Origin of the sequence: Brucella sp. RRSP16 (genome assembly GCF_052246815.1) — a bacterium.
GTDB classification, from domain to species: domain Bacteria; phylum Pseudomonadota; class Alphaproteobacteria; order Rhizobiales; family Rhizobiaceae; genus Brucella; species Brucella intermedia.
Genome location: NZ_JBQQAM010000003.1, coordinates 326,409 through 351,947, shown reverse-complemented (window position 1 = coordinate 351,947; position 25,539 = coordinate 326,409). Strand labels below are relative to the sequence as shown.

Genomic DNA, 25,539 nt, shown 5'->3' with positions numbered 1-25,539 from the left:
CATTGTCAGGAGGAGATGAGGCCATCCGCAATCGCAGCTTCCAGTCGCTCGACCGCATCGGCCAGTTTTTCATCTATAACGTGCAGATACTGCGTCCAGTCGCCGACATGCTGCAACTCGCTTGCGCCATCGGAGATACCTCTAAGCCCGAAAAGAGGGACACTTGCGAGTTGGCAGGCTCGCAGGCAGGCGTAAGTCTCCATATCGACCATATCTGCATCAATTGCCGAATAAATATCGCCAGAAATAATGTTTGCGCCGGTTGAAAGCGATGCAGCAGGGATTTCGGGCACGCAGATCGAAAGTTCAACCACCGTGGGGAGATCAAGAAAGGGTGTCGCCCCCTTTTCAAATCCAAGCGGGGAGGCATCCATATCGCGATAAGATACGGAAGATACCTGAAATACTTCCGCCTGGGCTAATTTGGCTGATCCCGCCGAACCCAGGGAGACCACGAGGTCGGGCTTTTTGCCTGCGTGAATCAAGCTGCCGAGAGCATATGCGAGATTGGCCGCCGCTTCGACTGGCCCTACCCCGATCATGACCGGCGTGAAGAGCTTCGCCAGGTGCCGTCCATATTCGGCATCCGCTGCCATAACGTAGAGCAGGTGCTTTCCGGCGACGGTCTTTATCATCCCTGCAAGCCTTTTCTATCCTGCACTACCATCATGGTCCCGGTCATCGTCGCGATGAGACGCACTTCCGTGTCGGTGACGGCAAATGCCTGGCCATCGCTGACCATGATCGTCCGACCGGGTTTGGTCACCTCGCCACGGAACAGAAAGCGTTCGCCCTTGCCCGGAGCAAGCAGATTCACCTTGAATTCAATGGTCAGCACCGCCGCATCGGACGGCATCAGCGTAAGTGCCGCGTAGCCACAGGCGGAATCGAGCGCAGCCGAAATCATGCCTGCGTGGAGAATGCCGTGCTGTTGCGTCAGTTCTTCCCGGAACGGCATCTCGATTTCGACAATACCGGGCTCACACCGTGCCAGCTCAGCACCAATCAGCTTCATCGCAGCCTGCCGCCCGAAACTTTCCTCCACGCGTTCCTTGAAATCCGGTTCCGCTACACGGTGTGCTGACATCGGCTCGGTTCCCCGTTCCATTCGTTTGCTTTTACACATTGTCCGGCCCAAACCGCTTCGCACTTTTGCCGGGAATGCTCTAGTTCGACCTTTGCAGAATGCTCACATAAAAACCGTCAGTGTCAGTAGACAATGGCGAAAATACCGCGCCGTGCTTAGGGAATACCGGCTTGGTGTCATCGGCATCTGCAACAACTGCGTCCCACAAAGGCTGCGGGGCGACTTCCGTAAACTCAGCATTATCGCGAAGAAACTGCGCCACTTGCCGGGTATTTTCTTCAGCAAAGAGCGAGCAGGTGACATAAGCAAGCCGTCCTCCCTGCTTCACATAGTGCTTGGCCGATTCCAGCACTTCCCTCTGATCCTGAACGCGCCGCTCAAGCTGCTGCTCGTTCAGCCGCCATTTTGCATCGGGACGGCGGCGCCATGTGCCGGAGCCGGTGCAGGGCGCATCGGTCAGCACCAGATCCATCTGCCCTGTGAGCGGGTCGAGCGCGTCGAGATTTCCATGCACCTGTGTATTGCGAACCCCTGCACGCTGCAGTCGTTCGTGCATGGGTGAAAGCCGCGCCCGTTCGGCGTCGTAGGCGTGAATTTGACCGCTGTTTTGCATCGCTGCCGCCAGAGCCAAAGTCTTGCCCCCGGCCCCGGCACAGTAATCCAGTACCTGCTGACCGGGTTTCGCGCCGGCAAAAAGCGCGGCAAGCTGTGATCCGAGGTCCTGCACCTCGAACCAGCCGTCGAGAAAGGCCTGCTCGCCCTGTACATTCGGATGGCGACCAAGCGCTTCGATCGGCGGTATGCGCAAGGCTTGTGCAAGGAATGGGACCGGTGCAGCGCCGGCCTTTTCCAATGCCGCAAGCGTTTGCTCAGGCTTGGCCTTCAAACTGTTTACACGCAGATCGACGGGTGGCCGCGTTGCCAGTGCCCTGCCCTCGTCCACCCAGCGCGGACCAAAAAGCTCCTCAAACGAGGAGGCACACCATTCCGGTATGTCTGCTTGGACGTGCGAGGGCGCTTCGGCTATATCCCGGCTTTCCCAGGCAACACGGCGCGGCTGTTCCAGCGTTTCAGGCGCGAACTTGTCGCCATCGAGGACCGTATCGATGGCCGCGATATCCATGCCGCCATCGGCCAGCAAGGCGCCGAATGCGAGCGCGCGCGCGTCATCGGCATCCATTCGCCACGCAATGGACAGTTTGCGGCGCAGCGCGTCATAGACGATATTGCCGATCACAGCGCGGTCGCCTGCGCCTGCGAAACGATGGGAAGCGCCCCAATCCTTCAGCACATCAGAAGCCGGGCGCGTGCCCGCTTCGATCTGATCCAATACCTCGATAGCCGCCTGCAGGCGTCCGCCAAGCCGCATTGTGTCTCCTTCTCGAATGCCTGCTCGGGCATAGCCTTCCTTGCAGGGAAAAGGCAATCGGCAAATCAAAACAAAAAAGCCGAAGCGGCGAGCTTCGGCTTTTTCACGCTTACAATGACAGCTTATTCTGCCGCTGTTGCCTCTTCGCTCAATGCAATCGTGTTGGCTTCATAGCCATGAGCATCCTTAAGCGCTTTGCGCACCCCGGCTTCATAATCGGGATGGACCAGCTTGAAATGACCAAGCTGGCGCTCAACGATGAACCCTGGCACTCCCGCCATAGCCGCAGCAATGTTGGAGAACAGGCGCTGCTTCTGACCGTCATCGAACAGATTGAACAGAGCACGTGGCTGCGAATAGTCGTCATTTCCGATACGGTGGTCGTAACGGGCGGCATCGCCGGAAATACGCAGCGGCGGCTCCTTGGCAGCTGGCTGCTCTACTGGGCCGTTGAAGGAATTCGGCTCGTAATAAGCATCCGGATTGCCGGTCTTGATACCGCCATAGACATTCATCTGGCCGTCGCGGTGATAATGATGGACCGGGCATTTCGGCTGGTTGACGGGAATGCTTTCGTAATGCGTGCCCAGCCGGTGGCGATGAGCATCCGCATAGGAGAAGATACGAGCCTGAAGCATCTTGTCAGGCGAGTAGCCAATGCCCGGCACGATATTCGACGGCGAGAACGCTGCGTTCTCAATCTCGGTGAAATAGTTTTCCGGATTGCGGTTCAACTCCATGATGCCGATGTCGATCGGCGGATAGTCGGCATGCGGCCAGACCTTGGTGAGGTCGAACGGGTTGTAGGGCGTCTTGTCGGCATCGAGTTCCGGCATGATCTGCACCTGAACCTTCCACTTCGGATAATCGCCCTTATCAATGGAAGTGAAGAGGTCTTCCTGCGTGGATTCACGCGTGCGGCCAATCACAGTCTCGGCTTCCGCATTGGTCCAGTGCCTGTGCCCCTGCACGGTTTTGAAATGGAACTTGACCCAATAGCGCTCACCGGCATCGTTCCAGAACGAATAGGTGTGAGAGCCGTATCCGTTGATGTGACGGACGTCCGTAGGCAAGCCGCGATCCGACATCAGGATCGTTACCTGATGCAGGCTTTCCGGCGAGAGCGACCAGAAGTCCCACATGGCTGTCGCTGAACGCAGGTTTGTCTTGGGGTGACGCTTCTGGGTATGAATGAAATCCGGGAACTTGACCGGATCGCGCACGAAAAACACAGGCGTGTTGTTGCCGACCAGATCCCAGTTGCCTTCCTCGGTGTAGAACTTCAGGGCAAAGCCGCGCACGTCGCGCTCAGCGTCGGCGGCTCCAAGTTCGCCGGCAACGGTGGAAAAACGCGCCAGCATCGGCGTCTGAGCACCCGGCTGGAGAGCCTTGGCCTTAGTATATTTTGAAATGTCGCCGGTGATGGTCAGTGTACCATAAGCACCCCAACCCTTGGCATGGACCGCACGTTCCGGGATACGTTCGCGATTTTGATGGCTCAGTTTTTCAATGAGCTGGTAATCCTGCATCAAAAGCGGGCCGCGCTCGCCTGCGCTCAGGGAATTCTGGTTGTCCGGTATCGGAGCACCTGCGCTCGTCGTCATTATCGGGCGATCTGCCATGGGAATTCCTCCTGAAAAGCCAATATTAGAATACGACCAGCTTCCGAGAAACATGACAAGGCCTGTCCGCGTCACACCGGGGCTAGTTAACGGGCGTAGATTAGACCTATTCCAATCATAATCTCCAATTGCTTTTCCGATTATTTCCGATAAGTTTTTCCTATCATGTTTACAGTACGTCAGATGCGCTATTTCGATGCGCTCGCCACCACACTGCATTTTCGCAAGGCGGCCGAACTGGCCCACGTGTCGCAACCGGCCCTTTCGGCTCAAATAGCGGAAATGGAAGCTCTTGCAGGTGCGCCGCTCTTCGAACGCTCGCAGCGGCAAGTGATAATGACAGAGCTCGGCAAGCAACTTTATCCGGGCATCCAGACGGTTTTGCGCGAGCTCCACTCCCTTGAGGAAATTGCAGCGCAGAGCCGGGGGCTTCTGCAGACACGGTTGCGGCTGGGCATAATTCCCACAGTGGCCCCCTATCTAGTCCCGGTTCTGATTCCGCTTCTGCGCGAACGACATCCGTCGTTCCGCCTTCAATTACGAGAAAGCGTGACCGGCAGACTACTGGATGAACTGCATGCAGGCGATATCGATGCGATTGTTGCCGCTCTTCCAATTGACGACGAGCGACTTACCCAAAGGAAGCTCTTCGATGATCGCTTTCTGATCGCGACCTCCACCAACGATCAAACTGTTCTCGCTTCGCCGATGACACAGGACAATGTCGCACTCGATCGTCTGCTCCTGTTAGAGGAAGGACATTGCATGCGGGATCAGGCGCTTGCCGTTTGCTCGCTACCTTCGCAGCGCCAGCTGGTAAAATATGGCGCCACCAGCATGACCACCCTTTTACAAATGGTGAGCCATGGCATGGGCCTTACACTCATCCCGGAAATCGCAGTGCGGGCCGAAGCACGCAGCAATCATATGCGTATTGTCCCGTTTGACGGCGAACAGCCGAAGCGGGAGATTGCGCTCTTCTGGCGGCGGCAGAGCATGCGTCGAAAGGATTTCAACGCCCTCGCCGACTGTATCGTCGAAAGCGCACAAAAATTGAAAGTGACCCCGGACGATCTCATCACCCTCGGCTCGTAAGACCTTTGCACTCTTAAGGCTGCATTAAGCTTCGAAGCCTAGCCACCCAACGTTTTGATTCTGAAACGTATTGCCTGGAGGGGATGATGAGGTGGTCTGATTTGACGGCCTATGGCGTGGTCTTTTGCCTTAGCCTGGGATATTTCGCGGCGACGAGCGGCAGTTCGCGATCGTCTGCACCGCCGCGTACCAGCAATAGTGTCGCCAAGAGTACGGCGACTGCGCCGCAGAAAGCGGCGACTGCTGCAAACACGCAAAGCGCGCCCGTAAAAGCCACAGAGACTGAAGAAGCGGCTTGGAACATACCGGATCCAGATACATTGCCTGATGACGCGTGGGGACGCGTTGTGCACCAGGGCCGCGATCTGATTATTGCGACTTATGCGCATATAGGCCCGGAAGTAGCCGATGAAACCAAACGTTTTGCAGGCAACAATCTTTCCTGCCAGAGCTGCCATCTGGAAGCGGGAACCAAGAAGTATGGATTACCACTGGTTGGCGTCTACGGGGACTTCCCACAATATCGTTCCCGTGAAGGGCAAGTGGGCACGATTGAGGATCGCGTCAATGGCTGCATGACCCGAAGCCTGAACGGCAAAGCGCTCCCTATCGACTCTGCCGAGATGAAGGCGATGGTCGCATACATCAAATATGTATCTGCTGGCACGATTGTCGGTGAAAACACGAAGGGGCGCGGCTCCGGAAAAATGCCTGAATTGAAGCGCGCGGCGGATCCGGTACATGGCGAGAAACTCTACGCCGAAACTTGCGCCGCCTGTCATGGAGCGGATGGCCAGGGCAAGCGTGTTGGCGTCGTTGGCGATGCAAAGGGTTATGAATTTCCACCGCTTTGGGGCCCGGATAGCTTCAACAATGGCGCCGGCATGAACAGGCTGATCTCAGCCGCGAATTTCATTCACGCCAACATGCCGAACGGCGTATCGCTGGAGGAGCCACAGCTGGAGCCGGAAGACGCCTGGGACATCGCTGCTTTCTTCCAGTCCAAGCCGCGTCCGGCGAAAGCGGACCTGGATAAAGACTTCCCGAACCGGTTGGAAAAGCCGGTGGATGCTGGCTACGGCCCTTATGCCGACGACCTGCCCGTGCAAACGCATAAAGTTGGCCCGTTTGACGAAATCAGAGCTGAGATCAAGAAGCTGAAGACAGTGACGAACTGAAAAATGGAAAAGGCGGCGCAACCGCGCCGCCTTTTTCCTTTTACCAATGCGATATGATATTACATACCGCCCGGATAATTCGGGCTTTCCCGGGTAATCGCAACGCCATGCGAATGACTTTCCCTCAAACCGGCATTGGAAATGCGCACAAAGGTTGCCTTTTCGCGGAATTCTTCCAGCGTCTTCGCACCCACATAACCCATGGAAGCGCGCAGTCCACCAGCAAGCTGGTGAAGAACCGCGGAAATCGGACCCTTGTAGGCAACCTGTCCTTCGATACCTTCCGGTACAAGTTTCAGTTCATCGCGCACTTCCGCCTGGAAATAACGATCAGCCGAACCACGCGCCATGGCTCCGACCGAGCCCATGCCGCGATAGGCTTTGAACGAGCGGCCCTGATGCAGATAGACTTCGCCGGGGCTTTCCTCGGTCCCGGCCAGCAGCGAGCCTGCCATCGCGGCTACTGCACCGGCGGCCAGAGCCTTGGCAAAATCACCCGAGAACTTGATGCCACCGTCTGCGATCACCGGGATATTTTGCTTCTGCGCCGCCTCGACCGCTGACATGATGGCTGAAAGCTGCGGAACGCCGACGCCCGCAACGATGCGCGTGGTGCAGATGGAGCCCGGCCCGATACCAACCTTGACCGCATCCGCTCCGGCATCAATCAGCGCCTTGGTACCGGCAGTGGTTGCCACATTGCCTGCAAGAATTGCGACATTGGGATAGGCTTTCTTGATGCGCGCCACGGCATCCAGAACGCGCTGCGAATGGCCATGTGCCGTATCTACGACCAGAAGATCCACTCCCGCTTCGATCAGGCGCTCAGCGCGTTCGTATCCGTCTTCACCGACGCTTGTTGCAGCAGCGGCGCGCAGGCGACCTTGCGCATCCTTCGCGGCGTTGGGATTGAGCTGCGACTTTTCGATATCCTTGACCGTCACCAGACCGACGCAACGTCCCTGATCGTCAACGACAAGAAGCTTTTCAATGCGATGCGCGTGCAGGAGGCGCTTTGCTTCGTCCTGATTGACATTCTCACGGACCGTAATCAGGTTTTCGCGGGTCATCAGTTCGTGGATTTTCTGCTTCGGATCGGAAGCAAAACGCACGTCGCGATTGGTCAGGATGCCGACAAGACGTCCGGGCCCCTTGGTTGCATTCTCGACAACCGGAATGCCGGAAATTCCGTGCGCCTTCATCAATGCCTGCGCATCGGCCAGAGTAGCATCCGGTCCGATGGTAACCGGGTTCACAACCATGCCGGACTCGAATTTCTTCACCTGGCGGACTTCCTCCGCCTGACGCTCCGGCGTCAGATTGCGGTGGATGACCCCAATGCCCCCGGCCTGTGCCATTGCGATGGCCAGACGGGACTCCGTTACGGTGTCCATGGCCGCCGAAAGAAGAGGAAGATTAAGCTCGATGTCCTTGGCGATGCGCGTGCGCAGATCGACCTGCCCCGGCATTACTTCGGAATGGCCCGGCTGAAGCAGCACATCGTCGAATGTGAGAGCGAGCGCGCCAGTGGGCGATTCCACGATTTTAGCCATTGCCAATTCCTTTGCCGGTTTTATCGAATGAGAAAAGCCGCCTCTCCGGAATAGGTCCGGGAGCAGCGACGAGTCTGATTTGCTAGGTTGAATTGGCACCGGCTGGTAACACGGTTATGACCAAATGGGAAGCCTTTTGCAGACAAGTTTCAGTTACCGATAAGGATTTGGGTGATAAATCTTCGCTCATCGAATCCGGGAGACGCAGATTTGCAGGCAAAATGAAAAATATCCGCCAGCGAATTCGCCTTTATCCGCGGCCCAAAACTATGTGAAACATCGCATAGCAACCATAAGAACGATGTCCGCGACGCTCGGCACACAAAAGAATATGCACTCACAACAGAGTGAAAATGGAGGAGAAAACTGTTCATGGATCGCAGAAGATTTGCCATGTCGCTTGCAGGACTTGGAGCAATGCCCCTTGTCGTCAATGTAGCGTCCGCTGCCAACAAGGGAGGAGAAAGCGTGCTGGAACTCATGGGTGGAAGTATTACGGATGTGCCCGGAATCAAGCTGGGTCATCAGACGCTGACAAAGCGCCCGACCGGCTGCACGGTTCTGCTTTGCGAGGAAGGCGCTTCTGCCGGGGTCGATGTGCGCGGTTCCGCACCCGGTACGCGGGAAACCGATCTGCTCGATCCGATCAATTATGTGCAGCAGGTTCAGGCTATCCTACTATCCGGCGGCAGCGCCTATGGTCTGGCAGCCGCCACCGGGGTGATGCGATATCTCGAAGAGAACAATCTCGGTTTCAAGATCGGCAAGGGCGTTGTTCCGATTGTACCCGCGGCAATCCTGATGGACCTCGGGGTCGGCGATTTTTCTGTCCGCCCCGGAGAGGAAGACGGCTATCTTGCCTGCAAGGCAGCCAAGGCGGAACCATCGGGCGAAGGCAATATCGGCGCGGGTGCGGGAGCAACTGTCGGCAAGATGTTCGGCATGGACTATGCCATGAAGGGCGGGCTCGGCACCGCGAGCTACAAGGTCCCTGGCACCGAAATCGTGGTCGGCGCCATTGTTGCCGTCAATGCTGTCGGTGACGTTTATGCCCCTAACTCACGCCGGATACTGGCCGGCGCGCGTACCGAGGACGGCAAGGGATTCCGTGATACGATGTCAGCCATCATGCAGGGCCACGGCGTGGTCAAATCGGGTGGCGCGAACACAACGATCGGTGCGATAGCAACCAATGTCCCGTTCGATAAAGCGCAGCTTAAAAAAATCGCAGGTATGGCGCATGACGGCTTTGCGCGCACGATCAACCCGATCCACACGATGTGGGACGGTGACACGATCTTCGCTCTTTCCACAGGCAAGGCGAAGGGGGTGGAGGCCGACGTAACAGCAATAGGCGCGATTGCAGCAACCGTGATGGCAGAAGCCGTGGCCCGTGCAGTTATCAATGCGGATAGCCTCAAGGATTTGAACCTGCCCGCCCACAAGGATTACGCTAAGGAATAAGCTGGCTATCGGGATGACGCTGGCAGGCGCATTTTGGAAATTCCTCCCGATGTGCAGAAGCGAGTCCAGGCGGGCGATAGAAGCGTGTTCTTTACGGAAGCGAATCCTTCTATAGTCCGCCCATGCCCATTCGACACTTAAGCGAAACCATCATCAACCAGATCGCGGCGGGTGAAGTCATCGAGCGCCCCGCCAGCGTCATCAAGGAACTTGTCGAAAACGCCATCGACGCCGGCGCGACCCGCATCGAGGTCGTAACGGGGGGCGGCGGCAAGACCTTGTTGCGGGTAACGGACAATGGGTCCGGCATTCCCGTTGACGAACTTCCCTTGGCAGTTTCCCGCCACTGCACCTCCAAGCTTTCCGACGATGTGCATGACATCCGCGCTCTGGGATTTCGTGGCGAGGCTCTTCCATCCATCGGCTCGGTAGCCAAGCTGGTGCTCAAATCCCGTCCGCAAGACGCCGACTCCGGCTTCGAAGTTTCTGTTTCCGGCGGGCATCTGGATGGGCCCCGCCCCTCAGCGCTCAATCGCGGAACGATCGCCGAGGTGCGCGATCTTTTTTATGCGACGCCAGCCCGCCTCAAATTCATGAAGACTGACCGCGCGGAAGCTTCCGCCATAACCGATGTCATCAAACGCACCGCGATTGCCTTTCCGCATATCCGCTTTTCCCTTGCCGGCAGCGACAGGACGCCGCTGGAGCTTGCGGCAACGGGCAGCGGCGCGGAAGCAACGCTTGAGCGGATCAATCAGGTACTGGGAAAAGAGTTCGGCGAAAACGCGCTTGCCATAGATGCCGAGCGCGACGGTGTGCGGCTGGCGGGTTTCGTCGGCATTCCCTCTCACAATCGCGGCAATGCCCTGCATCAATTCGCCTATGTGAACGGTCGCCCGGTGCGTGACAAGCAGCTTTTCGGTGCATTGCGCGGAGCCTATGCAGACGTGATGGCGCGGGATCGCCATCCGGTTGCCGTATTGTTCCTGACGCTGGATCCCGCACTGGTCGACGTCAACGTGCATCCTGCCAAGGCCGACGTGCGTTTCCGTGATCCGGGTCTCGTGCGCGGGCTGATCGTCGGCGCGATCAAGCAGGCACTGGCGCAATCGGGCATAAGGCCCGCGACGAGCGGCGCCGATGCCATGCTGCAAGCCTTCCGCGCCGAAGGGTTGCAGCCCTCACCGTCCTCCTTTGCCCCGCGTTCTTCTTCTACAGGTTACGCCGGCGGCTGGCGTCCTGCACCTCCCGCCCCGCGGACGGAATGGTCTCCGCAGACTGCGCATCCAGCCCATAGGCCACTCGATTTCGCAACCTCACCATCTTTTCAGGAGAGCGAGCAGGCGACGCTTGCAGCCGTCGATGTGCTCGCGGCGGATGCCCGTGCAACAGTTCACGAAGCGCCAGCGGAACTACAGCAGAAACCACTGGGAGCAGCCCGCGCACAAATCCACGCCAACTACATCGTGTCTCAGACGGAAGACAGTCTCGTCATCGTGGACCAGCATGCTGCACACGAACGCCTTGTTTACGAAGCCTTGAAAAACGCATTGCATTCCCGCCCGATACCGGGACAGATGCTGCTTATTCCTGAAATCGTCGACCTTCCGGAGGAGGACGCCGAACGGCTGGCAACACACGCGGAAACGCTTGCTCGCTTCGGCCTCGGGATCGAGCAATTCGGGCCGGGCGCTATCGCCGTGCGTGAAACGCCAGCCATGCTCGGAGAAATGAATGTGCAGCAATTGATCCGCGATCTGTCGGACGAGATTGCGGAGCACGACACTTCCGATGGGCTGAAAGCAATGTTGAACCATGTGGCTGCGACGATGGCCTGTCATGGCTCCGTGCGCTCTGGACGGCGGTTGAAGCCTGAAGAAATGAATGCGCTTCTGCGCGAAATGGAAGCTACCCCCGGCTCAGGCACCTGCAACCACGGTCGTCCGACCTATATCGAACTGAAGCTGACCGATATCGAACGGCTTTTCGGCAGGCGCTGACAGAATTACGACAGAGCAAAATGCGGTACTGCTGGACGCAACGCGCGACGCTTGCTAGAGTCCGTTACAAAGGTTTTAGACACATGAATAAATTTGAATCGCCCCGTTCCTCCGAAGCTGTTCTGCGCTATCTCGACGGTGACTACGAGATCGTCCGGCACGGTGCCTATGTGGCATGTGCAGTGACCGGCACGCATATTCCGCTCGATGAACTGAAATATTGGAGCGTGGCCCGGCAGGAGCCTTATGCAACGGGGCTGATTTCTTTTGAACGGGAGTTGGAAGTCAATCCCGAGCTGCGCAGCCGCAGGAAGGCTTAAAACTAGCTCGTCGCGCGGCTTTTGAAGCGCTCTGTGACCGTATCCAGAATACGGCCGAGAGCATCCTTGCGATCAAATTTAAGGTCGACGTCGAGGACAGCAAGTTTTTCCAGAAATCCGGCGGGGACTCCAGCCATCGTTGCCAGGCGCACCTGATCCTTCGCCGTGGTGATGAGACCCAGGCCTTGGCGGCGGGCAGCATCTGTCAGGTTGCGGATATCATCCGCTTCGAAACTGTGATGATCAGGAAATGAGCGCGTTTCCACAATCTCACCGCCTGCTTCAGCAACACTTGCGTAGAATTTTTCAGGGTTCCCGATGCCGGCAAATGCAAGCCAGCGATTATCCGCGACCGGTGCTGTAGACGAAGGCTCAAGACGCGCTTCATATATGGGCCGGCCCGCCCGCGCTGCCTGACGGATCACGAAGTCGGCGCCGTCGCCCTTGCCGATGCGCAGCAAGGCATCCGTCTTGCGCATCTGGTCGGTCAGCGGAGCCCTCAACGGGCCCGCCGGTATGACTTTCCCGTTACCAATGCCGCGTGCCGCATCCACCACCAGCAGCGAAAAATCGGCAAAAAGCCGAGCGCTCTGAAAACCGTCATCCATGATGATGAAATCGCAGCCGAGCGTCTGCAGATGTCGCGCTCCCTTCAGCCGATCAGGACAGAGAGCTACCGAGGCATGGCGCGCCAATAGCAGCGGCTCGTCCCCAACGTAGCGCGCACTGTCATGTTCGGCATCGACAACGTGCAATCCCCTGTAAGCGCCGCCATATCCCCGCGAGACGATACCGGGGCGCAAACCCCGCGCTTTTGCGCCATTGGCAAAGGCGATGGCGGTCGGGGTTTTTCCAGCTCCCCCCACCGTGAAATTGCCAATGCAAAGTACGGGCAGGGAAATTCGCGGCGGATCCGCCTTCAAAAGCCGACGCCCGGCCACCGCTCCATAAAGCAGAGCAGCAGGCGCCAGAGACATCGCACGCCAATCAGGCTTTTCCCACCAGAAAGGCGGCGCCTCACTCGCCATGGTCAGTGACCGCCCGACTGATATGCAGCCTCATTGCGATTGCCGGGCAGTTGTGCCTGCAGGATCAATGGTTGGATGAAAGGCTCAAGTGCTACGAGCGTACGGTCCAGGGCACCGCGCATGTCTTTCACCGTATTCACACCGGCATTGATCATGCCACGCAGATGCTGGGGATTGTTGAACAGGAAGTTGATCGCCCCTGCCAGCATGTTGCGATCCTTCACAATGCGCGCACCGCCATTCTTGATGAGACGCTGGAAGGATTCCCGGAAGTTCTGGACATTCCGCCCTGTCAGTACGGCGGTCCCCATCATTGCTGGTTCCAGCGGATTATGCCCGCCTTCCTTGGTCAGGGAGTTGCCAATGAACGCTATCTCCGTGAGCTGGAGATAAAGCCCCATCTCCCCGATCGTGTCACCCAGAAGGATATCCGTGTCGGCTTCAATCGGCTCACCAGCGCTCCTGCGTGCAACCTTCAGGCCTTTTTCAGCAAGCATGGCTTCAATGGCGGGAGCCCGATCCGGATGGCGGGGCACGATGATCGTGACAAGATGCGGATAACGGACTTTCAGCATCTGGTGGACTTCGGCGGCAATCCCTTCTTCACCATCATGGGTCGAAATGGCAGACCATGTCCGCCGTCCGGCGATCTGGCGTTGCAATGCGGCCAGCGCCTGCAAATCGGCTGGTGGTGGATTCGTATCCACCTTCAGATTTCCTGAAACGCTTACAGGCCGTGCACCCAGCGCCCGGAAGCGATCTGCGTCAAGTTCCGATTGTGCAACCACATAGGCGAAATTTTCAAAGAGCGCTTCTGCCAGGGCCGGTCTTTTCTGCCAGGCGGCAAAAGAGCGATCAGACATGCGCCCGTTGACCAGAACCTGCGGCGTATGGCGACTGCCGAGTGAAAGGACTGTTGCCGGCCAGACTTCAGATTCACAACCAATCGCAAGATCGGGCTTCCAGTGGTTGAGAAACCTGTTGACCGCAGGCTGCAGGTCCAGCGGTGCATATTGGTGGATAACCTTGTTACCCAATTGTTCCGCAACAACTTTCGCCGACGTAACCGTGCCGGTTGTCAGAACGATATGAATACCCGTTGCAGCGATCCGCTCAATCAACGGTGTGATTGCAACCGTTTCCCCGACGCTCGCCGCATGAGCCCAGATGACTGGCCCCTGGGGACGCGCGATAATGGATTTGCCGTAGCGCTCGCCACGACGCATGCGTTCTTCCTTGCCGCGAGAAGCGCGGTAGGCGATGTAAGGCCCCATGAAAGGATAGGCCGCGGAGCCGAGTACGCGGTAGGCAGACAACATATTGCGCGCCCAGCGTTCGCTCATTTCGCTTTCTCCAACGCTGCATAGGCTTTGGCGGTCGCGTCGTTGAGTTGGCGCGTTAGCTCCATGCGTTTTTCTTCCAGTTGCGTTTCATCGGCATCCGCGTCGACCCATACATTGTCGCCGCGCACGATAATCGAACGCCCGAAGGGCAGCGGAATCGCCGTCTTATCCCACGACTTTTCCAAAACATGGTTCCGCGAGAAGGCATAAGCAACCGGTATTATCGGACGGCCGGATAATTTCGCCAACAAAATGATACCTTCTCCGGCCTCACGCGCCTTACCGTGAGCGATATCTGCTATCATTGACGCCGATTGCCCTTTCTTGAGAGCATTCTTCAGCGTCAGGAGTGCCCGTGCCCCGCCCTTTTCAGGCTTTGAGCGCGAACCGCGACCGCCAGACCCACGCACCGTCACCAATCCGAGCTTCTCCGCCACACGCGCATTCAGCTCCGCATCTGCGCTACGCGAAAACATGGCAACCAATTCGATTCCCCGGGGACAGATGAACGGCCCCATAAGATGCTGCCCATGCCAGAAAGTCACGATGAATGGATCGTCCTTGCCGACGAGTGCTTGCGGATCGGCAGATTCCTTCAGGCGCGAATTGGTAAGATAGACGAATTTGAAGTAAGCGGTGATCAGCGACACAAGCACAGATCTGACCACGGCAGACTGCGCCAGCGGTCCGCGAATGCGCCGCCATAAGCGCTTCGCGAATCCCTGTTTTTTCCGTCCGGTTGCCTGACCTGAGCTGTTTTCACTGTGCATCCGGTATGGGCCGCTGCTCAATCCGCCTTCAATGTCACACCTTCGGGATCGAGCAGCCGATGCAGGTGCACGATGAAATAGCGCATGTGGGCATTATCTACCGTTTGTTGGGCCTTGGACTTCCACGCGGTCTTGGCCGATTCGTAATCCGGGTAGATGCCAACGATATCGAGGTTTTCAAGATCACGGAATTCAACGGTACCGAGCTTTTTCAGCTCGCCGCCAAACACCAGATGAAGAAGCTGCTTTTTGTCGCCTTCGACGCTCATGACAATTATCCCTGAACAAATTTGGTTCGCGGCATGATTAACCCAAGGGTCAGCCCGCGACAACACTCAACATTTCTTGCAGAAGGTTCCCGCTGGCGGCAACGAGAGCGCCATGGCTCAGCGTTGGGCCACCATATGCGATCGGCAAGGCATCGCTTGTCAGGATTGCCCCGCCCGACTCACCCAGGATCAGATCAGCTGCTGCCAGATCCCAATCATGCGAATTGGGCCGAATGAAGGTGCCAGCTATATCTCCACGCGCCACCATTGCAATTCGGTAAGCAAGAGACGGAACATAGGGATGAACCTTTGCGCGGCCTCGCCAGCTTTCCGGAAGTGCCGTCACCATGTTACGCGCTGATGCTATTGTCACCTGTTCATCGGGCGATGGTAATCTGACACGAATGGCAGCGCCGTTCTGCGAAGCGCCGACACCTTTGCCCGCCTCGATGAATTCCGCTCGCGCCGGACATTCGAGCACACCCGCCAAAGGACGACCATTTTCGATGACGGCAATGCTCACACACCATTGATCCTGTCCGGCGATATAAGCACGTGTGCCGTCGATTGGATCGACCACAAAGGCACGGCTGCGTTTGGCCGCCGCCCGATCATCGACAGTTTCTTCCGATATCCAGCCATAATCCGGCCGCGCATTCAAAAGAACCTCTTTCAAATAGCGGTCAACGGCAAGATCCGCTTCACTTACCGGCGAAACACCATCCTTCAGCCAAACCTCCGGCGACCTGCCAAAGTAGCGCATCGCGATGCGGCCTGCTTCACGGGCCGCATCTCTTAACAGGGCCAGTTCTCCAGAAACGTCGTTGTGCTTGTCAATTTCCGGCAAGAGTCATGCCTTCGATTACGAGTGTCGGCGCCGTCATTCCAAAGTTCCTGTCAATATCGGACGCAGGCGTCATATTGAGGAACATGTCCTTGAGGTTCGAAGCAATCGTCACTTCGCTTACAGGATAGGCAAGTTCCCCATTTTCGATCCAGAAGCCCGACGCGCCACGGCTGTACTGGCCGGTAATCATGTCCACGCCCTGCCCGAACACTTCCGTTACGTAAAAGCCCGTGCCGACGGAACGAATTAACTCTTCCGGCGATTGCGAACCGGGCTCTATCGCAAAATTGGTGGATGCTGGCGAAACACCAGAGCCGGAACGAACGCCCCGGCCATTGCCTTGCAGTCCAAGTTCACGGGCGCTCGATCCTGAAAGCAGCCAATGATTGAGAACGCCGTCTGTGACCATCGTCAACGGCTGTCCTTCAATCCCCTCACCGTCGAACGGACGCGAGGAAGAACCGCGCACACGCAGCGGATTATCGGTAACATTTATACCGGACTTGAGAACCTGTTTGCCGAGACTGTCACGAAGAAAGCTGGTCTTGCGCGCTACCGAAGCGCCGTTGATGGCGCTGGCAAGATGCCCGGCAATACCACGAGCAAGTCGGGGATCATAAACGACTGTGACGGGACCGGTTTTTGCCTGACGCGCACCCAGTCTCCGCACAGCGCGTTCTCCCGCGCGGCGGCCTATTTCGCTAGGCGTATCCAGATCGGAAAAATGCAGCCGCGAACTGAAATCGTAATCGCGCTCCATTTTCGTGCCCTCGCCAACAATGGCAGAGACCGACCGGCCAAATCGTGTAGCCGCATAGTGCCCCGAAAAACCTGTTGATGTGACGAGCACCAGTCCACCCAGACTGCGCGAAGCGCCAGCCCCGCCCGAATTCGACACACCTTTGACCGCAAGCGCCGCCTCTTCCGTCGCAAGGGCATCCTGAGTCAAACGTTCGGTATCGATTTCCGTTGAATCGAAAAGATCAAGATCGCGAGGCGAGACCACGAGCAGCGACGGATCGGCGAGTTGCTCATAGGGGTCTTCCGGTGCAACACGCGCCATGGCTACAGCCCGCTCAGCGAGCCGGTCAGGGTCGGCACTCGCATTCGCGGAAACACTGGCAATGCGGCGACCTACAAAAACCCGCAAGGAGAAGTCATCGCTCTCCGACGATTCGGTTCCCTCAACCTTGCCAAGTCTCACCGACACGCTGACAGAACGCGCCCGCATCACGACTGCGTCAGCGTGATCGGCACCTGCCCGCCTGGCAGCGGCCACGAGCACGGCGGCTCGATCGACAAGTTTTTCCGCCGAATTATCTGAAATCATTATATAATCCGAGTTTCCCAAGCACTTCGCGGTTCAACCACGCACCATAATCTGCGGCATGATCGAAACCGGGACTTGTCAAAAAATATCGTCAAATTGTTCGACATCGGGCTGATTACAGCCATATCTTGTTTCTATATTGACGAAATCCAAGGGCTTCAAGGCAAGTCCTCCCACATTTCTCCAAATTCCAAGAGCTTGGCATGGTTGCGACTGGCGGAAACCTCTACCTACAGTGCCTGATGATTCTGGGCGGCGCGATTATCGCGGCACCGCTGTTCAAGCGATTAGGGCTTGGCACGGTCCTCGGCTATCTTGCGGCAGGCATTACGATAGGCCCCGTGGCAAGCCTTATCGCCGATGGTGAGGAATTTCTGCATTTCTCCGAACTCGGCGTCGTGTTCCTGCTCTTTGTCATCGGTCTCGAGCTGAAGCCGTCAAGGCTTTGGGCTCTCCGCCATTCGATTTTCGGCCTTGGGAGCGCGCAGGTACTGCTTTGCGGAGCCGCGCTTACCGCCCTTGGCATCTACTTTGCCGGCCTCAGCACAGAAGCAGGTATCATCATCGGTTTCGGCCTCGCGCTCTCTTCCACGGCATTTGCCATGCAAGTGCTGGAGGACCGGGCTGAAACCAACCAGAAACACGGGCAGCGCGCCTTTGCGATTCTGCTGTTTCAGGACCTGGCGATCGTACCAATTCTTGCAATCATTCCAGCGTTGTCCCCGAACGAGCCTTCCCAGGCCAGTGCGGGTTTTCATCTCGCCACTGCCATCGCAGCCATTGCAGCGCTGGTGATTGCGGGACGCTATCTCATCAATCCCATGTTCCGCATCATCGCCAATACCGGCGCTCGTGAAGTCATGATCGCCGCCGCGCTCTTTGTGGTCCTTGGGTCCGCCAGTCTGCTTCAGGCTGCTGGCCTTTCGATGGCCATGGGCGCATTCATTGCAGGGGTCTTGCTGGCTGAATCATCCTACCGGCACGAACTTGAAGCCGACATCGAACCATTTCGCGGAATTTTCCTTGGCTTGTTCTTTGTCGCAGTCGGCCTGTCCCTGAACCTTTCGGTAATCCTTCAATACTGGAAAATTATCCTTCTTGCTGTTCCCGTCTTCATGGCAGCCAAGATTGGGATCATTTACCTTCTATGCCGCGCCTTCCGGTCCAGCCATAACGATGCCGTGCGGATCGCTTTTCTTCTTCCGCAAGGCGGCGAGTTTGCGTTCGTACTTTTCTCTGCGGCCACTGCGGGAGGCATAATCTCCAGCGCTCTCGGTTCAGAGCTTGTGGCTGCGGTTACCGTTTCCATGGCACTCACCCCGCTTTCTGTCGCACTCGGCTCGAAACTGCTCATCAAGGACAAGACGGTCGATGTCATCGAGGAGAATTTTGACGGCGCCGGTTCCGACGTGCTGATGATCGGTTTCTCGCGTTATGGCCAGATCGCCGCTCAAATCCTGCTTGCTGGCGGTATCGACGTAACGGTGATCGACAGTTCTCCCAATCGCGTCCGCGCAGCCGGAAAATTCGGTTTCCGTATCTATTTCGGCGATGGCACCCGCAAAGACGTGCTGGAAGCATCAGGAATCCGAAAGGCGAAGATCGTCGCCGTTTGTACCCACAAAAGGGAAACGACCAACCACATCGTCAATCTCATCCAGTCGGAATATCCAGACGTAAGGCTGTTCGTCCGTTCATATGATCGCGAACATACATTGCAATTAAGGGCCCAGGGCGTGGAATACGAACTGCGTGAAACGTTTGAGTCCGGTCTGCTTTTCGGCCAGCGCACGCTCGAAGGGCTCGGCATGGCAGAAGCGCAAGCCTATGGAATTCGCGAAGACGTGCGTCAGCGGGACGAGGACCGGCTCCACGTACAGGCTTCGGAAGGCATAATGGCTGGTCGGCATTTGCTGTTCAACAAGCCTGTAACGCCTGAGCCACTGGTCAAACCCACTCGCGAAGGCCAGCGCATCGACAAGGCGGTGGAAGATGCAACGGCCCCGTCAGCACACGCCGTTCCGGCAGAATAGCTCTGCGCCACGGTGGCGATAGACTCAATTCGCCAGAGTTGAAGCTATCGGCGCCGCTTTCCCCTCGATCGTCAGTTCTATGGCACGCTTCAGTTCGTCGCGAACACTGGCACTTTGCGACAATATCTGTTCGAACTTCAGGAAATCCAGAAGCCCGATCCGTTCGACATTGGGACGAATGAAAATGTGCGGCGGACGGATGCGAAACTTGTTGTCGATGATGGAGCACATAGTCAATTGGTTGGCTCCGATCACTGCTTCGAACGTAGTGGGCATATAGTCGTCCGGCCCGACAGGGGTGCCTACCACGTCGATGCCGATAACGATATCGGCCTTATCGAATAACAAATCAAAAGGTACGGGATTGAACAAGCCGCCATCGACCAGAATTCGACCTTCCCGGCGCACGGGTGCGAAAACTGGCGGTATTGCACAAGATGCCGCTATCGCTGAATGCAGATCGCCATCGCGAATATGAATCTCCTGAGCGGCGTGAAAATCCGCCGCCGTGATGCTCATGGGAATTTTCAGCTCTTCCACATTGGCGGGCAGGCTCTCAGGCAGAAAAACGTCCAGCACCTTTTCGATATTGAACTGGCTGACACGCAGGCCGCTCTTGAGCAATTCGACCCAACGGGCCGGACGGGTTTGCCACATGCGCTTTGCGACTTCCGAACGGCGATTGAAAATCGCCGCCATATACTCGTGTATCTCGTGGCCGGTCATGCCACTCGCCATTCCTGCCCCGACGATCGAGCCTATCGAAGAACCCGCAATGGCGACCGGCTTGATGCCCAGTTCATCGAGCACTTCGACAATATGGAGATGAGCAATACCCCGCGCCCCGCCACCGCCGAAAGCGACGGCAATTCGGGGCGATGACGGCACTGCCTTTTCCAATCTGCCACCTGTTAGCTTTGGGCCGGACCGAAGATCAGAATAGCTGGCTCTGCTTCGAGAAGTTTCCTGGCGATGGCTTTGACCTGATGCAGCGTCACTGCTTCAATCAACTCCGAGCGCCGGTCGATATAATCACGCGGGAGTCCTGCTTCCTGCAAGCTTACCAGAGTTTCAGCAATTGCCGCGGACGAGTCCAGATTATTGACGGCATAAGACCCCTTGAGGAAGCTCTTCGCAGCAGCAAGTTCTTCTTCCGTCGGTCCATCGGCGGCCATCGCGGCAACTTGCTCGCGAATGATTTTCAGAGATTCCTGCGCCTTGTCGGGACGGGTTGCCGTCGAAATCATCAATGCCGAAACATGGTCGCGCAGAACCATGGACGAGGAGACAGAATAGGCAAGACCACGCTTTTCACGCACCTCGGCATAGAGACGCGAAGTGAAGCCACCACCCAGAATGTGATTCATGAGGTAGGCCGCGAAGAACTCCGGATCCTTGCGCGGAATCGCAGGATATACGAAGCTGATCGAGGTCTGTGGCATATCGAAATTGAGGCTGGTTGTTGTACCGAGCGCCAGTTTGGCATCGGGAACAGGAACCAGTTCAGCCATCGCTGGCAGTTCGCCGAACACCTTGTCCAGCAACGCACCCAGATCCTGCGCATTGATGGCTCCCACGACGCCTATCGTCAGGTGGTCACGCGCAAAATTCCTGCGATGAAAATTCACCAGATCGTCACGCGTGATCGACTGCAGCGACTTCACCGTGCCGTCATTGGGCAGTGCATAAGGGTGATTGCCATAGAGAACTTCGGAAAACTTGCGCGATGCTATCGTGGAAGGATCGCGTTGCGAAGCTTCAATACTGGCAACGACCTGCTGACGAATGCGGTCAACGGCGTCCTGATCGAAACGAGGCTTGTTGACGGCAAGAGCGAGCAGACTGGTTACCGCATCGCGATTTTCGGCAAGCATCCGAATGCCGCCAGAAACAGAATCCTGCGTTGCGGAAAAGCTCATTTCCGCGCCCAGATTATCCATCCGTTCCTGAAAGGCATCCGATTTCAGATCGCCTGCGCCTTCATCAAAAAGCCCCGTCATCAGATTAGCCAAACCTTCCCTGCCGGAAGGGTCCTGCGACGTGCCGCCCTTGAACGAAAACCGCATCGAAATGAGCGGAACCGAGTCATCCTCTACCAACCAGGCTCTAATGCCCTTTGGCGAGACGACCTCCTGAATTTCAATCGCGCGCGCGGGCAATGCGCACACGATCAACACTGTCATTGATGCCACGAACATCCCAACAACAGAGCGGGCATAGCGAAATGCGAGAACACGTTGGATATTCAGCATGAGAATGTTCTTCACTGGATCGCTCCTCCCGAACCATTGGCCCCGACGCCTGCTGCTGATGCATCCGGGTTTTCTCGAGCACTTTGCGGCTCTGCATTCGGTGGAAGCAGGTAGCTTGTTACCGATTGGTCCTCGACAAGATAACGTGTCGCAACATCTTTAACCTGGTCGACGGTAACGCGCTTGATGACTTCTGGCCATTTCTGGATATCGTCGACCGTCTGTCCAACGGACAGTGACGAACCATAAATTCGCGCCATGCCTGTCTGGCTATCGCGTGCAAAAATAACCGCTTTCAGGAAACGGTTGCGAGCCTGATCAAGCTCGGTCTGGCTCACACCTTCCTTGGTGATCCGTGTGACTTCGGCTTCGACGGCCTTTTCCACGTCACCCAGCGTGGCGCCATTGCGTGGTGCGCCATAAACGGAGAATGTGCCGTCATCGAGCGCGTCACCGCCATAGCTCGCACCTGTATTGGCAGCGATGCCCTGCCTCACTATCAGTTCCTGATAAAGGCGCGAACGCAACGAACCGCCGAGAATTTCGCTCAGGAGATCAAGCGCGGGTGCATCCCCCGGCTTTGCATTCGGAAACCGCTTTTCATTCGCATAAGACGGCACCAGCCAGGACACACGAAATGAGGGCGTGCTCACGCGCTCGTCATGCAGCGTCACGATACGGGCGGCATGTTTCTTGGGTTCCTGCGGACGCTCGCGCGGCAGGACTTCAGCGCGTTTCGGAACGTTTGCCCAGGTTTTCAGGGTCAGTTCGCGCACGCGTTCGGGCGAAACGTCTCCGGCGATTACGAGCGTCGCGTTGTTCGGTGTGTAATATTGCTGATAAAAGTCGATAGCGTTCTTCAGACTCAGCTTTTCCATCTCCTGCTGCCAGCCGATGACGGGCTTGCGATAAGGATGGTTATAGAAAAGAACAGCGTCGGTATTTTCCATCAGCATGGAAGCGGGATTGGAATCGACCCGCATGCGGCGCTCTTCCAGAATAACATCCCGTTCCGTTTTCACGGCTTCCTCATTGAGTACCAGATTCTCCATCCGGTCCGACTCGAACTGCATCACCATTTCCAGAGCTTCAGGAGATACGCGCTGGAAATAGGCCGTATAATCGTAAGAAGTGAATGCGTTTTCCTGCCCGCCAATGGAGGCAACTTTTGCTGAAAACTCACCGGCAGGGTGATTTTTCGTTCCCTTGAACATCAGATGTTCGAGGAAATGCGCAATGCCTGAAACACCGGGCGCTTCGTCTGCCGATCCGACATGGTACCAGATCATCTGTGTAACCACGGGCGCGCGATGATCGGGAATGACGATTACTTCCAAGCCGTTCGGCAAAGTGAAATGGCTGACCCCGTCCGACTGGGAAATTTCGGGCAGTGCTGTCTGCTCAACGGCTGCCGGTGCTGTCGGCGCGGGCTGTGCTTCAGTAGTGGCGGCAGCGGGTTGGCTTTCTGCCCGCACGGCACCGCCTGCCAAAGGCAAAGCCAGTACGAAACCCAACGCGGTGGACAATAGCAAGCGCCGGAGTGAGGGGTTCTTCACCAAGCGACATCTCCAATCGGTTTCATTACTGCCCGGTTCTTCCGGACAGCATATCAATTTGATGCGGACCATATTTGTCCGCGAATTCAATCGGCGGCTTTCAGCCGGATCAGCCGAATGATCGTGCCCCCGTAGTTGCGCTCTTCCAGGATGACGAATCGTTCGTCGAGTTCAAGCGCCGCCTCGCCATCTTCTTCAAGCACCAAAAGTGCGTCAGGATTAAGCCAACCGCCTTGAAGCGCTGACAAAAATGCCTTTTCTCCCATGCGCCGTCCATAAGGCGGATCGGCAAAAACGAGATCGAACGGCTCCATCGTGCCAACGATACCCAACTGGCAGGCGTCGCGCCGCAATATCTTAGTATGTCCCTGCAGACCGAAGGCCTCGATATTCTGGCGCAGCAAACCACGACCCTCAGCAGATTCCTCCACAAAGGTGGCATAGCGCGCACCACGCGACAAAGCCTCCAGGCCAAGCGCGCCAGTTCCTGCAAACAGGTCGAGGACGCGTGCGCCCTCCACCTTGTCGGGGAAATTATGCGCAAGAATGTTGAAGAGGCTCTCGCGCGTACGATCGGTGGTGGGGCGAATGGCGTTGGTTGAAGGCGTTACAAGTGCACGCCCGCGCAGCTTACCGCCGACGATCCGCACCGCCGCCTCCAGTTCTGCCACCACCTGGCTTGCCGCCGCCCGGTTTTCCACCCGGCCTGCCGCCTGGCTTGCCTCCCGGCCCGCTACTACGTGGGCCTGAGCGCGTATCGCGGTCGGAAGCGCCAAAACGTCCTTCCCCACGCGGTCCGCCCGGCTTACCAGACTTGCGGCCTTCGAAACCGCCCTTGCCGCGTTCACCTACGCGGCCTTCTGCATCGCGCAATTCTGCACGCTCGCGTTTTCCGGGGCGGCGATCCTTGCGTCCATCCTCACGCGGCTCGCGACGCTCTGGACGCCCCTCTTCCGAACGATTTCCTTCCGGGCGCGGCCGCTGTGGACGGGAATCCTTGTCGAAACGACCTTCCGGTCGCTTGTTGTAACGACGCTCGCCGCCTTCTTCGCGACCCTGCTCCTCTTCGCCAGCCCGGCGCGGGCGCATCTGCAGATCGCCACTGAACTTTGCCGAACGGTGCGGAACCTGATGCTCGACGCGTGCTGGCCTTGCGGCAGCTTTTTCTCCCTTGGGGCGGGCGCCCGGAGCCATCCAGACATTGGCATTCCCGCGACGGCGAGGCTCGACCTTTTCTGTCTTGTCTTCGCGTCCGCGACGGCGTTCTGGGCGGCTGGAAATCCACTCGCGCTCCCGCGGTGCCCGACGGGTCTCGCCGTCCTGCTCCGACTGACCTTCCTCCATCTCGCGGCGAGTGCGTCCCTGAACCGCGGCATTGGAAAATTCGTTCAGGACAGGCGCATCAAAATCTGCACCCGATTCCTCAATCAGCTTGTCACCCAACTGGTCTCGCAGGGTGCGTCCCTTGATTTCGCGGACAGCACCTTCTTCAAGATCGCCAAGCTGGAAGGGACCGAATGAAACACGGATAAGCCGCCCGACCGTCAGCCCAAGGGCACCGAGAATGTTCTTCACTTCACGGTTCTTGCCCTCGCGCAGCCCGATGGAGATCCAGACATTCGCGCCCTGCACGCGCTCAAGTTCGGCCTCAACGCTGCCGTAGAATACGCCATCAACCGCGATCCCGTTCTTCAGCTCATCCAACTGCTGTTGCGTCACCTTGCCGTGCGCGCGCACGCGATAGCGGCGCAGCCACCCGGTCGACGGCAGCTCCAGAACACGCGACAACCCACCATCATTGGTGAGCAGCAGGAGACCTTCGGTATTGATATCGAGACGACCAACCGAAAGTACGCGCGGCATTTCGGCAGGCAGCGCCTCGAACACGGTTGGACGCCCTTCAGGGTCACGATTGGTCGTCACAAGACCGGCTGGCTTGTGATAGAGCCAGAGCCGAGTGCGCTCTGTCTGCTTCAAAGGTTTGCCGTCAACCGTGATAATGTCCGTACGCTTGACATTGACTGCCGGGCTTTCCAGCACCTTGCCATTCACAGCAATACGGCCGGCTGCAATCATCGTCTCTGCTTCGCGGCGGGAGGCTATGCCCGCGCGCGCCAGACGCTTGGCTATACGCTCGCTCGCATCCTCCTGCGCTTCGGCATTGCGAGGCTCGAATTTACGCGGCTTGTCACGGGCGCCGTCGTCGCGGCGCGGACGGCTGTCGCGGTCTTTGTCACGATCTGGCCGGCCGGGGCGATCAGAGCGCCCTCCACGGCCATGGGGACGCTTGCCGTCCTTGTTGTCGTCATCTGTAGTCATCTGGTATTGGCCTTTCAGCAGCGCTGCCGTGTCATCTTACACCCTTAAGCACAGGCAAGAGACAGCCGGAAACAGGAACGCCGTATAAATCCGTTCGCAAATCG

The 25,539-nt window shown here is 57.4% G+C and carries 22 protein-coding genes; 6 read left to right on the top strand and 16 right to left on the bottom strand.

Features of this window, described 5'->3' with window-relative positions; all coding sequences use genetic code 11:
- Positions 1–5: 5 nt before the first annotated feature.
- The 4 genes from ACS5UA_RS07150 to katA all read right to left on the bottom strand — a co-directional run bounded on the left by ACS5UA_RS07150 (position 6) and on the right by katA (position 4,078).
- Complete coding sequence (locus ACS5UA_RS07150; RefSeq protein WP_241084040.1) at positions 6–635, bottom strand: 5'-methylthioadenosine/S-adenosylhomocysteine nucleosidase; 630 nt, start codon at positions 633–635, stop codon at positions 6–8.
- Positions 632–1,087 carry a PaaI family thioesterase gene (locus ACS5UA_RS07145; protein WP_100650611.1) on the bottom strand — a complete coding sequence of 152 codons (456 nt, stop codon included), beginning with the start codon at positions 1,085–1,087 and terminating at the stop codon, positions 632–634. Before ACS5UA_RS07145 ends, ACS5UA_RS07150 begins: the two co-directional genes overlap by 4 nt.
- Before the next feature lie 79 nt (positions 1,088–1,166).
- On the bottom strand, positions 1,167–2,456 hold the full coding sequence (locus ACS5UA_RS07140) for an RsmB/NOP family class I SAM-dependent RNA methyltransferase (protein WP_241084041.1): 1,290 nt from the start codon (positions 2,454–2,456) through the stop codon (positions 1,167–1,169).
- A gap of 122 nt (positions 2,457–2,578) precedes the next feature.
- Positions 2,579–4,078: a catalase KatA gene (gene katA, locus ACS5UA_RS07135; protein WP_100650609.1), complete on the bottom strand. Its 1,500-nt coding sequence runs from the start codon at positions 4,076–4,078 to the stop codon at positions 2,579–2,581.
- A 165-nt stretch (positions 4,079–4,243) separates the two neighbouring features.
- Here katA and ACS5UA_RS07130 point away from each other — a divergent pair, with 165 nt between their 5' ends.
- Together ACS5UA_RS07130 and ACS5UA_RS07125 are read left to right on the top strand one after the other, a co-directional pair.
- Positions 4,244–5,173, top strand: coding sequence for a hydrogen peroxide-inducible genes activator (locus ACS5UA_RS07130; protein WP_241084042.1), 930 nt, complete (start codon positions 4,244–4,246; stop codon positions 5,171–5,173).
- Between the two features lie 86 nt (positions 5,174–5,259).
- Positions 5,260–6,351 carry a c-type cytochrome gene (locus tag ACS5UA_RS07125; RefSeq protein WP_443101238.1) on the top strand — a complete coding sequence of 364 codons (1,092 nt, stop codon included), beginning with the start codon at positions 5,260–5,262 and terminating at the stop codon, positions 6,349–6,351.
- A gap of 59 nt (positions 6,352–6,410) precedes the next feature.
- On the opposite strand, the gene guaB is transcribed toward ACS5UA_RS07125, so the two are convergent.
- Complete coding sequence (gene guaB / locus ACS5UA_RS07120; RefSeq protein ID WP_100650605.1) at positions 6,411–7,904, bottom strand: IMP dehydrogenase; 1,494 nt, start codon at positions 7,902–7,904, stop codon at positions 6,411–6,413.
- Between the two features lie 372 nt (positions 7,905–8,276).
- Between guaB and ACS5UA_RS07115 the strand changes: the two genes are divergently transcribed.
- The 3 genes from ACS5UA_RS07115 (at position 8,277) to ACS5UA_RS07105 (ending at position 11,688) form a co-directional block, all read left to right on the top strand.
- A complete protein-coding gene (locus ACS5UA_RS07115) occupies positions 8,277–9,368 on the top strand; it encodes a P1 family peptidase (RefSeq protein WP_241084044.1) in 1,092 nt (363 codons plus the stop codon).
- Positions 9,369–9,490: 122 nt separating this feature from the next.
- Positions 9,491–11,368, top strand: coding sequence for a DNA mismatch repair endonuclease MutL (gene mutL / locus ACS5UA_RS07110; RefSeq protein ID WP_241084045.1), 1,878 nt, complete (start codon positions 9,491–9,493; stop codon positions 11,366–11,368).
- Between the two features lie 83 nt (positions 11,369–11,451).
- A complete protein-coding gene (locus tag ACS5UA_RS07105; protein WP_113475304.1) occupies positions 11,452–11,688 on the top strand; it encodes a DUF2093 domain-containing protein in 237 nt (78 codons plus the stop codon).
- 2 nt (positions 11,689–11,690) lie between these two features.
- Here ACS5UA_RS07105 and lpxK read toward each other — a convergent pair whose 3' ends face one another.
- Genes lpxK through ACS5UA_RS07075 form a run of 6 tightly spaced genes read right to left on the bottom strand, consistent with a single transcriptional unit; the run spans position 11,691 to position 17,275 of the window.
- The gene (lpxK, locus tag ACS5UA_RS07100) at positions 11,691–12,716 is read right to left on the bottom strand and encodes a tetraacyldisaccharide 4'-kinase (protein WP_241084046.1); all 1,026 of its coding nucleotides are present in this window, start codon (positions 12,714–12,716) and stop codon (positions 11,691–11,693) included.
- Positions 12,717–12,718: 2 nt separating this feature from the next.
- Positions 12,719–14,059: a lipid IV(A) 3-deoxy-D-manno-octulosonic acid transferase gene (gene waaA, locus ACS5UA_RS07095; protein WP_241084047.1), complete on the bottom strand. Its 1,341-nt coding sequence runs from the start codon at positions 14,057–14,059 to the stop codon at positions 12,719–12,721.
- On the bottom strand, positions 14,056–14,829 hold the full coding sequence (locus tag ACS5UA_RS07090; protein ID WP_241084146.1) for a lysophospholipid acyltransferase family protein: 774 nt from the start codon (positions 14,827–14,829) through the stop codon (positions 14,056–14,058). The genes waaA and ACS5UA_RS07090 overlap by 4 nt, the downstream gene beginning before the upstream one ends.
- A gap of 17 nt (positions 14,830–14,846) precedes the next feature.
- A complete protein-coding gene (locus ACS5UA_RS07085) occupies positions 14,847–15,098 on the bottom strand; it encodes a DUF4170 domain-containing protein (RefSeq protein ID WP_006472753.1) in 252 nt (83 codons plus the stop codon).
- A 49-nt stretch (positions 15,099–15,147) separates the two neighbouring features.
- Positions 15,148–15,945 carry a 3'(2'),5'-bisphosphate nucleotidase CysQ gene (locus tag ACS5UA_RS07080; RefSeq protein ID WP_241084048.1) on the bottom strand — a complete coding sequence of 266 codons (798 nt, stop codon included), beginning with the start codon at positions 15,943–15,945 and terminating at the stop codon, positions 15,148–15,150.
- Positions 15,932–17,275, bottom strand: a complete 1,344-nt coding sequence (locus tag ACS5UA_RS07075; protein WP_273771154.1) for a TldD/PmbA family protein — start codon at positions 17,273–17,275, stop codon at positions 15,932–15,934. The genes ACS5UA_RS07080 and ACS5UA_RS07075 overlap by 14 nt, the downstream gene beginning before the upstream one ends.
- 203 nt (positions 17,276–17,478) lie before the next feature.
- Between ACS5UA_RS07075 and ACS5UA_RS07070 the strand changes: the two genes are divergently transcribed.
- On the top strand, positions 17,479–19,308 hold the full coding sequence (locus tag ACS5UA_RS07070) for a monovalent cation:proton antiporter-2 (CPA2) family protein (protein WP_241084050.1): 1,830 nt from the start codon (positions 17,479–17,481) through the stop codon (positions 19,306–19,308).
- 24 nt (positions 19,309–19,332) lie between these two features.
- Here the strand turns inward: ACS5UA_RS07070 and ACS5UA_RS07065 are convergent, their stop codons facing one another.
- From ACS5UA_RS07065 to ACS5UA_RS07045, 5 genes are all read right to left on the bottom strand, one after another.
- A complete protein-coding gene (locus tag ACS5UA_RS07065; protein ID WP_241084051.1) occupies positions 19,333–20,208 on the bottom strand; it encodes a patatin-like phospholipase family protein in 876 nt (291 codons plus the stop codon).
- Positions 20,209–20,219: 11 nt separating this feature from the next.
- Positions 20,220–21,560, bottom strand: coding sequence for a M16 family metallopeptidase (locus ACS5UA_RS07060; RefSeq protein ID WP_443101243.1), 1,341 nt, complete (start codon positions 21,558–21,560; stop codon positions 20,220–20,222).
- 11 nt (positions 21,561–21,571) lie between these two features.
- Positions 21,572–23,116, bottom strand: a complete 1,545-nt coding sequence (locus ACS5UA_RS07055; protein WP_241084148.1) for a M16 family metallopeptidase — start codon at positions 23,114–23,116, stop codon at positions 21,572–21,574.
- 86 nt (positions 23,117–23,202) lie between these two features.
- On the bottom strand, positions 23,203–23,766 hold the full coding sequence (gene rsmD / locus ACS5UA_RS07050) for a 16S rRNA (guanine(966)-N(2))-methyltransferase RsmD (protein WP_113463820.1): 564 nt from the start codon (positions 23,764–23,766) through the stop codon (positions 23,203–23,205).
- Entirely contained in the window at positions 23,747–25,435 is a 1,689-nt protein-coding gene (locus ACS5UA_RS07045) for a pseudouridine synthase (protein WP_241084052.1), read from the bottom strand. Before ACS5UA_RS07045 ends, rsmD begins: the two co-directional genes overlap by 20 nt.
- Between the last annotated feature and the right edge of the window lie 104 nt (positions 25,436–25,539).